At 37.2% G+C, this 13,433-nt stretch carries 13 protein-coding genes and 1 tRNA gene; all 14 read right to left on the bottom strand.

The window, feature by feature from the left end; translation table 11 throughout:
- Positions 1–191: 191 nt before the first annotated feature.
- A complete protein-coding gene (gene rodA / locus KKC46_14455) occupies positions 192–1,295 on the bottom strand; it encodes a rod shape-determining protein RodA (GenBank protein ID MBU1055009.1) in 1,104 nt (367 codons plus the stop codon).
- A 32-nt stretch (positions 1,296–1,327) separates the two neighbouring features.
- Positions 1,328–3,181 carry a penicillin-binding protein 2 gene (gene mrdA, locus KKC46_14450; GenBank protein ID MBU1055008.1) on the bottom strand — a complete coding sequence of 618 codons (1,854 nt, stop codon included), beginning with the start codon at positions 3,179–3,181 and terminating at the stop codon, positions 1,328–1,330.
- A 47-nt stretch (positions 3,182–3,228) separates the two neighbouring features.
- Positions 3,229–3,561, bottom strand: coding sequence for a hypothetical protein (locus KKC46_14445; GenBank protein MBU1055007.1), 333 nt, complete (start codon positions 3,559–3,561; stop codon positions 3,229–3,231).
- 176 nt (positions 3,562–3,737) lie between these two features.
- The gene (gene mreC, locus KKC46_14440) at positions 3,738–4,574 is read right to left on the bottom strand and encodes a rod shape-determining protein MreC (protein ID MBU1055006.1); all 837 of its coding nucleotides are present in this window, start codon (positions 4,572–4,574) and stop codon (positions 3,738–3,740) included.
- A 4-nt stretch (positions 4,575–4,578) separates the two neighbouring features.
- Positions 4,579–5,622, bottom strand: a complete 1,044-nt coding sequence (locus tag KKC46_14435) for a rod shape-determining protein (GenBank protein ID MBU1055005.1) — start codon at positions 5,620–5,622, stop codon at positions 4,579–4,581.
- Positions 5,623–6,016: 394 nt separating this feature from the next.
- Positions 6,017–7,108: a serine hydrolase gene (locus KKC46_14430; GenBank protein ID MBU1055004.1), complete on the bottom strand. Its 1,092-nt coding sequence runs from the start codon at positions 7,106–7,108 to the stop codon at positions 6,017–6,019.
- Positions 7,096–8,022 (bottom strand): LD-carboxypeptidase, encoded by a 927-nt coding sequence (locus KKC46_14425; GenBank protein ID MBU1055003.1) that lies wholly within the window; start codon positions 8,020–8,022, stop codon positions 7,096–7,098. Before KKC46_14425 ends, KKC46_14430 begins: the two co-directional genes overlap by 13 nt.
- A 248-nt stretch (positions 8,023–8,270) precedes the next feature.
- A tRNA-Met gene (locus KKC46_14420) sits at positions 8,271–8,347 on the bottom strand.
- Between the two features lie 224 nt (positions 8,348–8,571).
- Positions 8,572–8,790, bottom strand: a complete 219-nt coding sequence (locus tag KKC46_14415; protein MBU1055002.1) for a dodecin family protein — start codon at positions 8,788–8,790, stop codon at positions 8,572–8,574.
- Positions 8,791–9,173: 383 nt separating this feature from the next.
- Positions 9,174–9,494 carry a YggU family protein gene (locus tag KKC46_14410; GenBank protein MBU1055001.1) on the bottom strand — a complete coding sequence of 107 codons (321 nt, stop codon included), beginning with the start codon at positions 9,492–9,494 and terminating at the stop codon, positions 9,174–9,176.
- A complete protein-coding gene (rfaE1, locus tag KKC46_14405; GenBank protein ID MBU1055000.1) occupies positions 9,494–10,951 on the bottom strand; it encodes a D-glycero-beta-D-manno-heptose-7-phosphate kinase in 1,458 nt (485 codons plus the stop codon). Before rfaE1 ends, KKC46_14410 begins: the two co-directional genes overlap by 1 nt.
- Position 10,952: 1 nt before the next feature.
- Positions 10,953–11,366 (bottom strand): acyl-CoA thioesterase, encoded by a 414-nt coding sequence (locus tag KKC46_14400; GenBank protein MBU1054999.1) that lies wholly within the window; start codon positions 11,364–11,366, stop codon positions 10,953–10,955.
- Positions 11,367–11,405: 39 nt separating this feature from the next.
- Positions 11,406–12,014 carry a bifunctional phosphoserine phosphatase/homoserine phosphotransferase ThrH gene (thrH, locus tag KKC46_14395; GenBank protein MBU1054998.1) on the bottom strand — a complete coding sequence of 203 codons (609 nt, stop codon included), beginning with the start codon at positions 12,012–12,014 and terminating at the stop codon, positions 11,406–11,408.
- 102 nt (positions 12,015–12,116) lie between these two features.
- Positions 12,117–13,433, bottom strand: coding sequence for a homoserine dehydrogenase (locus tag KKC46_14390; protein MBU1054997.1), 1,317 nt, complete (start codon positions 13,431–13,433; stop codon positions 12,117–12,119).

Here is a 13,433-nt window from a genome sequence, read left to right as displayed (position 1 = left end):
AGAAAATAATTACAGTATAATATTCATGACTTTTTTATTTTGCCGTCACAACAGTAACTTTTTCTAAGATTGTTAAATCTGGCGCTCTATAACACCGGCGCCAACAACTTGTCAAAGGTTTTTTGTAAATATTTTATACAATATAAATTCAATTTATTTATTTTGATACCTATTTATGATAAACAAAATAATTAATTGAATAAAAATCTTCTCATGCTGATATTCATTAGTATGCCTATGCTTATGAGTGTAATTACTATGGATGAACCGCCATAACTTATGAAAGGTAATGTTACACCAACCACCGGCAACAAACCCAGAGCCATCCCCATATTTACAACTATATGCCACAATAGCATGGCGGTAATCCCAAAAGATAATATGGCCCCAAAATGGTCTCTGCTTCCATATGTGATTTTTAAACACCGCGCAACAAACAAAAAAAATACAAGAAGTAAAAATATGCAGCCGATAAACCCCCATTCTTCTGCAAAAACGGAAAAAATAAAATCAGTTTGCTGTTCAGGCAAAAAAGACAGGGCGCTTTGAGTCCCTTTAAGAAAACCCTTGCCCGTTAACATTCCTGAACCGATTGCAATTTTTGACTGAATTATATGATAACCTGCACCAAGAGGATCATGCTCCGGATTTAAAAAAGTAATAATCCTGTTTTTTTGATAATCTCTTAAAAAGAAGAACCAAACTGTTGGAATGGTAACTACAGCGGTTGTTAAAATAAATACAAATGCTTTCTTATCTACTTTTACAAATACCGACATGGATGCTGCAATTAAGATAATAAGCATGGCTGTTCCAAGATCCGGTTGCAGCACAATTAAAGAGAAAGGGATTATACATAATATTACAGGAACTATTAATTCACTCAGGAACAACCCATTTGTACTTACGATTTTTGAATAATACCTGGCAATAACAAAGATAACGGCTAATTTGGCAAATTCGGACGGCTGAAATGTTACAGGGCCTAATATCAGCCAACGCCTTGATCCTCCTGCCGCTTTCCCGAAAAATAAAACCAGCACGAGAAGTAAAATACAAACCCCGTATATGACAAATGCCCACCTGTCTAAAATTTTATAGTTAAATAAAAAAGAAAAAATCATCAGCACAAAACCTACAATGAACCAGATGATTTGTTTAAAAAAAAGAACGTCCTGGACTGATTTGCCGGCAGTAACAGCACTATATAAAGTCATGATACCTATAAAAGAAAGAACAATGGTAAGACCAAGTAAACCCCAGTCAAAATTTTGAACAAGTCTTCGGTCAATCATTTTATAGCAAATAATCCTTTTATAATTGCAGGTTAGTTTGAGGAAGTTTGGGTTTCTTCATTTACCGGATTCAAATAAGCCTGAACAAGTTCTTTTGCTATAGGTGCAGCAGCACTTGATCCGTGCTCACCATGTTCAACAATCACTGTTATCGCAATTTTAGGATCTGTTTGCGGAGCATAACAAGTAAACCATGCGTGAGGTTTATATAGGTAAGACACCGTTTTTTTATCATAGTTGCTATCTGCTTGCTTTCTTCCTACAACCTGTGCTGTTCCGGTTTTACCACACATTTTAATTCCACCGCCAGGACGTGCCCTGTAGGCAGTACCGTAATTTTCATTAACAGCATCACATAAACCCTGTCTTATAATATCAATTGTTTTCTGACTTGCAGGAATACGGCCTAATTTTTCAGGCTTGCTTTCCATAACAAGTTTACCGTCCGGAGTCATTATCTTTTTTACAACCAACGGCTTGATTCTTTCCCCTCCATTGGCTATTTCGGATATCAGCAACAATACCTGTATAGGAGTGGTAAGATTATAACCCTGCCCGATAACTGCGGAAAGATTCTCCCCACTGGTCCATGCATAACCCAATCTTTTTTTTTTCCATTTAGTAGAAGGAATTAAACCCGTACCCTCCTGTTCCAGATCAATACCTGTCGGGGCACCAAGACCGCAGGCTTTTGCGTACCATTCAAGCTTGTCAATATCAAGCTTTTGCCCGATTTCATAAAAAAATACGTCACAGGATACCGCAAGCGCTTTTACAATATTAGTCCAGCCATGCCCCCCTCTTTTCCAGCACATATAGTTTCGGTTTCCATGCCGTAGATAACCGGGGCAATAACTCAATGTATTGTTGTCGATAATTTTTTCTTCCAAAGCCGCTATAGCAGTTAAAATTTTATATGTTGAGGCAGGAGGATAAGCTCCTTTGATAGCTTTATTTTCTATAGGCCGGTCAGGGTGTGAAATGATATTTTCCCATTCTTCATGTGACATCCCCGATACAAATAAATTAGAATCAAAAGAGGGGCTGCTGGCCATTACCAAAATTTCACCGGAGAAAGGATCCATTGCAACAACTGCACCGGCTCTATCTTTCAGCAGTTCTTCGGCTTTTTTTTGGAGATTTTCATCAATTGTCAGGTAGATATTGCTCCCGGCTTTCGCCTCAACCGTTTTCAAAACCCTTACAACCTGACCAACTGCATTTACCTCAACATGACGTATCCCCCTCTTTCCTGTCAAAAATTTACCAAATGATTTTTCAACTCCAAATTTGCCGATATAATCTCCGGGTTTACTTCCGCTATATTTCTTATCTTTTAGTTCGTTTGCGCTTATCTCGCTTAAGTAACCAATGAGATGTGCAGCTCTATTGGCGTACATATAATGTCTTTTAGGTTTAACATCCACAGAAACTCCCGGCAAGTCGTACTTATGGGCTTCTATAGCAGCAAGAATATCTCTTCCTATGTCCTGTTTCAACAAAAACGGCTTATAGCATGACATGCCTTTTATGCCGTTGATCTGTGCGTTCAATACTTCGATGGGCATATCTGTATATTTTGAAAGTTTATCAATTGTAGCTCCGACAGGCTTAGCGTTACTTAATACAAGATTGAGATTAAAAGAGGGCCTGTTATCAACAAGTAAAACCCCGTTGCGATCGAAAATCAACCCGCGCGAATATTCTATATTTTGCAAACGGATACAGTTGTTCTCTGAAAGTTGTCTATATTCGGGGCCTTCGATAATCTGCAAATAAAAAATACGCAGAAAAAGAAGCGCGAATGCAGCAGTAACAAAATACGTTGCCACCGACAAACGATGCCGAAACCATTTATTATCCGTACTTCTTAAAAAATTGCTCATTGCCTAAAAACCAATTTATATATCAAACCTTACGGCATGAAATATCGTTATAACACTTGTCTGTTTTCAAACATGCCGGAACAGGTATAATGATAAGTTTTTTTAACAAGCATAATAAAAAAATACCCCGTAACAAGAGCCCAGACAAATTGTGTAAATATTTTGCCGGATAAATTTTCGACAAAGAGTAACTCGGGATTAAACATCATAAATGAGCCTACATAAATTATATTTTCAAACAACACTCCTGCTGCAACTACAAAGACCAAAAACATACTGCTTCTAACGTTAAAATAGACCGAGCTCCATCTGATACATATATATAGCCATATGTATACGGTAACATATAAACCAAAAGGACCATTATACAGATTATCCATTATAAAACCTGCTAACAAAATTACAGGAATGCTTTCGCGAAAATTACGGTAAAGACCTAGAAATACAACAACCACTATGAAAAGATCATAAAACCCTCTTAGCATCCCAAAATAACGGGCAACAGTCGTTTGAATGAGGGCCAATATGAGGCATAAGCAGACGTAAAATAAATATTTCATTTATTATTTGTATAACTCTTCGGTGTTTGATTTATCACAACAAGAACCTCTTCCAGTTTATTAAAATCAACATGCGACGTTACTTTTACTTCCTGAAAAAGGCCTGATTTTTTCTTGTTAATATATGAAATATACCCGATAGGAAGTCCTTTAGGGTAAACACCATCCAGTCCGGATGAAATTACAGAATCCCAAATTTTTATCTCATGCCTTCGCAATATATATTTAAAGATACATTGATCCGAAGATGCGCCTTTTATAATTCCGCGTGCCCTGCTCTCCTGCACAACAGCATCCACGGAACTTTCTTGATCTAAAATCAATAAAACCCTGGAATAATGATCAGCAGCATCAATTACCTGACCGACAATACCTTGCGGAGTAATAACAGGGAAACCTATTTTAACACCATTTATTTTGCCTTTATCAATAACTACTGTTCGATACAACATAGAAGGATCAATAGAAATTACTTCGGCAGCGATAGATTCATAAGGTATGCTTTGACGAAAATCAAGTAAGCTGCGAATCCTGATATTGGAAAGTACTGCTTCATGATACTCGTTGTTCTTTTGAATCAGGTACCCCATTTCTTTTTTAAGTCTGTTGTTCTCACGTGCCGTTGACACAAGAAAAAAGTAATTTTCCCAAATATTTTTTGTATAATTAACTGTTTGCGTCAGGACATTCTGCAATGGGGATATTACGATCAACGCTATCCTTCCAAAAGTAGATGGTGGATAACGATGCTTACTGGAAACCGAGAGCACAATGATATTTGCAGTCACAAGTATTATTACACAGACTACTATCATTGTTTTTTTTGAAAACATGAAATTACGATAGTACGATCTTTTTTAGGATTTCGATACTGTCTAATGCTCTTCCTGCACCCATAGCTACCGCTAACAAAGGATCTTCAGCAACACTTATTGGCAAACTCGTCTCTTCTCTTAACAGCTTGTCAAGATTTTTTAACAATGCGCCTCCCCCGGTTAATATAATTCCCCTGTCAACAATATCCGATGCCAGTTCAGGAGGGGTATGTTCCAATGCAATTTTTACCGTCTCAACGATTGCGTCAATTTGTTCTGAAATTGCAAGCCGTATCTCTTCAGAATCAATGGATAATATTTTTGGAATCCCTGAAGCCAGGTCTCTGCCCTTAACCTCGATTGTTTCAATATTTTCTGCATCAGGGTAAGCATTACCAATGGTGGTTTTTATTATTTCAGCCGATCTTTCTCCTATCAGCAGGTTATATTTCCTCTTTATGTATTGGATGATAGAACTATCCATCTTATCACCTGCCACTCTTACTGATCTGCTATAAACAATCCCGGCAAGAGAAATAACTGCGACTTCGGTAGTGCCTCCGCCAATATCTATAATCATGTTGCATATAGGTTCAGAAATAGGCAATCCGGCTCCTATCGCAGCCGCCATCGGCTCTTCAATCAAAAAGACTTCCCGCGCTCCCGCCGATTCCGCGGATTCCCTGACAGCACGTTTTTCAACCTGTGTAATTCCTGAGGGAACAGCAATGATTATCCTTGGCCGGACAAAAGTTCTTCTGTTATGTACTTTCTGAATAAAATGGCGCAGCATCGCCTCGGTAACTTCAAAATCAGCGATAACGCCTTCGCGCATGGGACGAACGGCAACAATATTGCCGGGTGTCCTTCCCAGCATATTTTTTGCCTCCATACCTACAGCAAGAACACGGCTTTTAGTATTATCGTCCTTGTTAACAGCAACTACAGAGGGTTCATTCAGAACAATCCCTTTGCCTTTAACATAAATGAGTGTATTTGCCGTACCAAGATCAATAGCAAGATCACTCGAAAATGCGCCTAAAATTTTGTCTATAAAAAGATTCATATTCCCTCTAAAACGTATTAAAGACTAGTTATATTAATATATTATAAACATACACTTCAGCAACAACTACTTTTGGCGGCTTCTTAATAAAATCATACAACTGAAAGGAACGCATATCTATTTTGGAGTAAGATGTAATTTATTTCATACATTAAACAAACCTGTTTGTGTACAACATTCACGCAGTCAAAGAACACAGGCTCAATCCACTTTGCACAAAATGGAGTATAAATTTATAAAACCTATTTTGACAAACCCAATTATAAACCATATGAACAGCTACCAGAAATTATCTTTAATTACAAGGGTAAATTTACAAAATAATCGGTGCTTTTACAAAGTTAATTCATCTGCTTTATCAACTTATAAACTTTCACATAAACCGGCAAAAGGCTTATAAAAATCCACTGTCTGCCAGATTTGCCATTACGGTATCGTGTAAAACCGGCCTGAAATCTTTAATTTTTAAATTATCCCGCGTAGTATGTATGCGGTTTGTAAGCAATATTGCAATTACAGACTTTTTCAGATCCACCCAGAAAGAAGTACCCGTAAATCCGAGATGGCCGACAGTGTTGTATGAAAAATGTCTTCCGCTGCTCGAATCTTTTAAAGACGGGGTGTCAAAACCAAAAACCCGGTCAGACCCTTTATTGCGGCTCCAAAATATTTTTATAAGTTCTTGATGAATAATCGGGTGTTTGGATAATCCGTAAAATGCTAAAAGCAGTTGAGATAATAATTTGTTAACATCACTTGCAGTGCCGAAAAGACCGGCATGGCCTTCTATTCCTCCCATTGCATAAGCATTTTCATCATGCACAACACCATCTATAAGCATATTACGCCAGGCGCAAAATTCGGTAGCGGCAAATATTTTATTTTTTTTATTTTTGGGCTCTGATTCAAGATCAATAAAAAAAAGATTTTCAAGCCCAAGCGGTTTATATATATTTTCATATATAAAATGATCCAAACGGCATCCCGAAATATATTCAACAACCCATCTTAAAATCATAAACCCAAGATCGCTGTACAAAGTCTTTTCACCTGGCTGGCAAATCAACGGCTCTTTAATAAGCAGCTTTCTTAAAACATTTTGCCTTTCACTTTGCCCGAAATCGGATAGTTTATAATAATATGGACGGTAATCAGGAAACCCAGAATTATGCAAAAGAAGATTTTTGATGCTGATGTCGGCTTTCGGAGTGTTTTTAAACTGAGGAATAATTGATCCAAGCTTATCTTTTACTTCAAGATTTCCTTGCTCGACAAGTTTCATAACAGCAAGTGTTGTGGCAAGAGGTTTTGTAAGAGACGCCAAATCAAAAACAGTATGCTTTGTCATCTTTAGAAGCGATAATTTATTTACAAAACCATATGCTTCAAAAAAAACAACTTTGCCTCTTACCGAAACAATAAGAACCGCACCTGGAAAAACATTTTCTGAAAGGGCGGATATCATGGCATTATTTACTTCTTCCATGCTGCTATCATTGCTTTTGGCCACCTAAAAGAAATTATTTTACTTTCTGTGTCAAGATCAGCTTTTAAGCCAAACGGAATAGTAATATTTTCCTTTCCGTGTCCGGCTTCCAAGCCGGCAAGAACAGGGATATCATACCCTTTAAACAAATCCTGTATTAATTTATACACTTTTTTTACAGGTCCGCACTCTGTAAATGAACCTATTACCAAACCTGCCAAACCGCTAAAACATCCTGCAAGTTTCATATGAGTAAGCATTCTGTCTATTCTGTATAGAGCTTCACCTCTGTCTTCAATAAAAAGAATACAGTCTTTTAAAGAAGGAAAATACGGAGTGCCTGTAAGATGACAAAGTGTTGATAAATTTCCTCCTAATAGAGTTGCCGATACTTTTCCCGGTGTTAAAACAACAGCTCTATTAGTCTTTATCTTGATATCAGATTGTGAAGTCAAGACCGTTAACATAGCACGCACTGTTTTTTGGGTGGCAGTTCCAAGCGTTGTAACCATTGGCCCATGAAAAGAAACTATGCCGCATTTTTTATAAACAGCAGCCAAAAGAGCGCTTATATCACTATAGCCTATTAATGTTTTAGGGTTATTAGAAATAGCTCTGTAATCCAGCAAAGGCAACAGCTTCATTGAACCAAATCCGCCTCTAGCAAAAAATACAGCTTTTATTTTTTTATCTGAAAAAAGATCGTTTATAATTGAAGCACGCTGGTTATCATCACCTGCCAGATATCCTGTCACACTATATATTTCTTCTGGGATACGGACATTAAAGCCCAAAGATTTTAGAACCGAAATACCTTTTTTGAATTTGTCTTTATCAAAAGGACTTGCAGGTGCGGCTATTCCGATTGTATCGCCGGGTTTAAGCATAGAAGGTATTAATAATTTCTTTTTCATAGTTAAAATAGGCATTATCTTTGTTTTTTTATGTACTAGCATCAACATATAAAATTACATTTACAAAAGCAGTGTTTTATAAATTATGATGTATTATTACATAAGGGATTCTGTCATTCAAGCGCAAAAAATACAGGAATTATCTGGAAACATATGATAATGGACTTGTAGCTGATTACACATCTTTGTGGCCGGAAAAATAAAAAAAAAGAGGTTACAACAGAATTGCCTGTAACCTCTTTTTTGTTTGGTAGCGGGGGCTGGATTTGAACCAACGACCTTCGGGTTATGAGCCCGACGAGCTACCAGACTGCTCCACCCCGCAATAATTTTGATCTGATTTAAGAAAACAGCTTATACTTTTAAAGGCTTCTTCTTGCCCGCAAACTGTTGATAGCCTTTTTGCGAGTAAACCTTTATTAGTTAATCAGCTAAAATAAGTCAAGCTGTTTATTACCGATAAACAGCAGAAAGTTTTTTATGCATACTTTGCAGATTATAACATAATGTAACTCTTAGCTATTTTATCGGTAAAAACTATAAAATAAATTATTTGGTTTCATCTTCGTATTTAAATGAAACCTGAACCCGTGCCCTGAATGCGGCTATTTTCCCTTTTTCAATCTTCATATCCAGTTTTGTAATTTCGGCAATCCGTAATTCACGAAGAGATTTTGACGCCCTTTCAACAGCATTTTTTGCTGCATCTTCCCACGATTTTGGGCTTGTTCCGACAAGTTCAATTATTTTGTATACACTCTCAGCCATTTTACCCTCCTTTTTAGTTTACGGTTATTAGTTAATGCTGTTTATGAAACATAAAAGCCAAAAAAGCTTAGTTGCATTAGAAAACCAAAGGCTTAAAATTTAGAGGTTGATCTGGTGTAACAACAAAACAAACGGGCTAATACAGGAAATTTAAATTCTCCTCTTAAATGTAATTAAGGAGACTGTGCATTTATTTAGCAGATTCAGATTGATGGAGTTATTTACATTATGTAAAAATTTATAACCAAAAGGGAAATAAGTCAAATTAAATTTAGTGGCAGTATCTTGCAGATTTAATTTTTCTACTATATAGCGCTTATCAAAATAATGTTCCGATTCAATTTATAATTGTTTAGTTATGGGGCCGCATGCCTTAAACCTGCTTATCGACTTTTTAAAAGTTCATCAATTTTTGATATAAATGCTTCGGGAGACGAGGATAAAGATTTTACGTCATTTTTTAAAAGTATATATTTCGTCTTTCCGGTATGCCCGGAAACAATTTCAAGCCTTGATGCGGAAACCGAAAGTCTTTTGGCAAGATAGTTAATGCACATATTATTTGCTGATCCATCGACCGGAGGAGCTGTAAGTTTTATTTTCAGGGCATCCCCAAAAAGTCCGGCTATCATGTTTTTTGAAGACCGGGGCTGAACATACACCTTAAAAATTAATCCATCAGAACTTTTTTTAAAATAAAGCATTAATAAACGGAATCACTTTTTCTTATTGAATCTATGATGCTGGTTGCAGAAATATTTTCCCTGATTTGAATAAGAGCAATACGTCCACCGTATTTTTCTACAATATCATGCCCGAAAACTTCTTCGGATGAATAATTGCTTCCTTTAGTAAGTACATCAGGGCGCACGGCTTCAAGCAGATTCCCAAGCTTATTAGCAGGAAAAACAATGACATAATCAACACTGTCGAGGGCACTTAATATCCTGACTCTTTCTTTAGCCTTTATTACCGGCCTTCCGTTTCCTTTAAGTTTTTTAACCGAATCATCATCATCAATTGCAACTATCAGGATATCACCTTCTTTTTTTGAAGCTGAAAACAGCTTGATATGACCTGCATGCAAAAGGTCGAAACAGCCGTTTGTTAATACTATTTTTTTACCTTTTTCTTTCAGGTCCAAAAGCAAAGAGGAAAGCTCTGGCAGACTTTTTTGCTTTATCCTGTAGTCATCGGCACAAACAGTCAAAGCTGCCGATAGTTCTTCTTCTGATACTGTAGCTGTTCCTATCTTTCCTACGACAATTCCGGCAGCAGTATTTGCAATTGAGGCTCCAACCTTAAACGGTGTGCCAAATGCCGTACAAAGTCCTAGTATGGCCACAACCGTATCGCCGGCTCCCGAAACATCAAATACCTGCCTTGCTTTTGCTTTAATTTTATATGGCCTTTTGCCTTTTTCAAAAAGAACCATCCCGTCTTTGCCGCAGGTAATAAGAACATTTGCGACACCGGTGCTTTCAATAATTTTTTCGCCCGCTTTTAGCAGGGATGAATTATTTTTTATTTCTATTCCTGAAGCAAGGGCAGCCTCTTTCATATTGGGAGTAATCAGGGTAACACCGAAGTACTTAGAATAATCAAGGCCTTTGGGATCTGTTATCGTCACTCTACCATATTTTTTTGCTGTCTTCACTATCTTTGATATCAATTTCTTACTGATCAAACCTTTGCCGTAATCGGAAATAATTACTACATCTGCTTCCTGGATTTTATTTTCAATAAAATGTATAATTTTATCAAAAGTATCATTTGAAATTGTTTTTATTGTTTCCCTGTCAATTCTTAAGACATGTTGATTTCCAGCAATAATCCTTGTCTTTCGCGTTGTAGGCCGCCCTGGCTCCTGAATAATTCCCTGTACGTCAACTCCAAGAGCAGCAAACTTCTTAATCAGCACATTTCCGCTTCTGTCGGCTCCAATAACACCGGCAGCAAAAACTTTGGCTCCAAGCGCAACAAGATTATTTATTACATTTCCTGAACCCCCCAGAGTTGAATCTTCTTTATTCACAGCTATTACCGGAACCGGAGCTTCGGGCGAAATTCTGTCAACATCACCCCACAGGTATTCGTCAATCATCAGATCGCCGATTACAAATATTTTACAATCTTTAAATTTTGAAATATCAATATCCATATTAAATACCCGCCAAAGCTTTTTTTATGACATCAATAACAAAATCGGGCGGCCTGACAATTTTTCTGTTCTTATTAACAAAGGCATGCTTTGAAGCTCCTGTGGCCAGTACTATCTTTTCTTCTTCATCTAATATACGATAAGTAAATTTCATACCGCCTTTAAAGCTTGCATCAAGAGTTGTTTCAATTACAAGAACATCATCATATTTAGCAGGAAATAAAAATTTGCATTGCACTTCGGATAAGGGCATGAAATATCCTTTTTCTTCTATAGTCTTATATGTCAATCCAAGGTTTCTGAACATTTCCCCACGCCCCATTTCAAACCAGCGCAAGTAGTTTGCATTATATGCATATCCCATGTTGTCGGTATCGCCGTAAATAACTCTATATTTAATCCTGCTTTGTAGCATTAGACGCCTTCTTTAAATTTAAAGAATAGTAGTATAGTATTAACCCCTCAGATACCCGTCTTCTAAAATTTTTTTAAGCTCTTCATAATTATATGTTATGGGAAGTTCGGGAAATTCGCTTTTAAAATTTTCCGGAGGCCTGAAAAGGATACCTTTATCTGCTTCTTTAAGCATGGCAATATCGTTATAGGAGTCCCCAACAGCTATGATATTGTAATTGAGGCTTTTCAACGCAATTACCGCTTTTTTCTTGCCGTCTTTCTGGCGCAAATTATAACCTTCAATCGATGCGTCCGGCCCTATAGTAAGAGAATTGCAAAAAAGCGTGGGCCACCCAAGCTTTTTCATCAATGGCCCTGCAAACTGAACAAAGGTATCCGAAACAATAATTACCTGCACAACGGATCTGAGCCAGTAAAGAAACTCACAAGCTCCCTCAAGAGGGTTTATCAGTTCAATAACTTTTTGTATATCCGTTATAGTAAGATGTTCTCTTTCTAATATTTCCAGCCGTCTTTTCATCAGAACATCATAATCGGATATATCCCTGGTAGTAAGCTTTAGTTCTTCAATTCCTGTTTTTTGTGCTACATTAATCCATATTTCAGGAACAAACACTCCTTCAAGGTCACAACATACAATTTGCATAAATCACCTAATGTTTATCTAATTTTCTTATTTTCGGTCAGCCTGCCATGCTCCGTTTTGAATATGGCTGATACATTATTTTACAGCAAAACAAATAATTAATTAATCTTCGTAGCTGTCATCCTCTATCCTGATAAGCACAGGTTTTGAACTTACAACATCAAGTTTTGATATTTCGCCAAGAGCCTTTTTGACATCTTCTTCTTTACAAAGATGCGTAAACATAACAATTGGTACCGAACCGTTTGTTTTACGCCCTTTCTGATGAACCGATTTCAAGCTGATCCCGTATTTACCTAAAATTCCGGATATTTTTGAAAGAACTCCGGGCCTGTCTACAGAAGAAAATCTGAAATAGTATTGAGTAGATATTTCATCAACAGGCAAAATTGGAATACTTCGGATATTTGCAATCTGGCAGGAAAGCAAAGGAACTCTTCCAACCGAACCGCATAAAATATTTCTGGCAAGATCGGCCGTATCGCTTATGACAGCGCTGGCGGTAGGCATCATGCCGGCACCTCTTCCATAAAGCAGAATATCTTCGACAGCGTCTCCTGTAATAGTAATTGCATTAAGCGAACCATTTACATTGGAAAGCATATTATTAAAAGGTATCATTGTCGGATGTACCCTTGCCTCAACAGAATTTCCCATATACTTACTTATTGCAAGAAGCTTAATCCTGTACCCAAACTGCCCGGCAAACTCAATATCAAGAGGAGTAATCTTTGAAATACCTTCAACATAAACATCTTTTAAATTAATCTCCATACCATAGGCGATTGAATTCATTATAGCCAGTTTATGTGCCGTATCAAAACCTTCGACATCCAATGTGGGATCAGCTTCGGCAAAGCCTTTTTCCTGGGCTTTAGACAGGGATGCTTCGAAAGTACTTCCATCATCAGTTATTTTCGAAAGAATATAATTGCAGGTTCCGTTTAATATTCCTGTCATGGAGCTAATCTGGTTGCCGATAAGCGATTCTCTTATGGATTTTATGACAGGCATACAGCCACCAACACTTGCTTCATATGCGATATCAACACCTTTTGCAGCAGCAGCTTTAAATATCTCATTTCCTGAAGATGCAAGAAGAGCTTTGTTTGCTGTAACAATATGTTTTTTGTTATCTATTGCTCTAAAAATCATATCTTTTGCTATCTTCTCGCCACCGATCAATTCTATAATTATATCTATTTCAGGATCATCGACAACTTTTAAAGCATCGCTTACAAATACGCCTTCAGCAAACTTTATGCCCCTGTCTCTGGTTGTATCCACATCTGCAATATGCTTCAATTCCAGTTCAGCTCCTATTCTGGAACTGATCAGATCTTTTTTCTCAAGCAGTATTTTGGCAACGCCTGTTCCAACTGTTCCGCAACCAAGCAAACCTATATTGATTTTTCTCAT

The sequence above is a fragment of the Pseudomonadota bacterium genome (assembly GCA_018817425.1).
Lineage (GTDB): Bacteria > Desulfobacterota > Desulfobacteria > Desulfobacterales > RPRI01 > RPRI01.
Note: the sequence above shows the minus strand (reverse complement) of the source record. Positions and strands in the feature narration are given on the sequence as shown.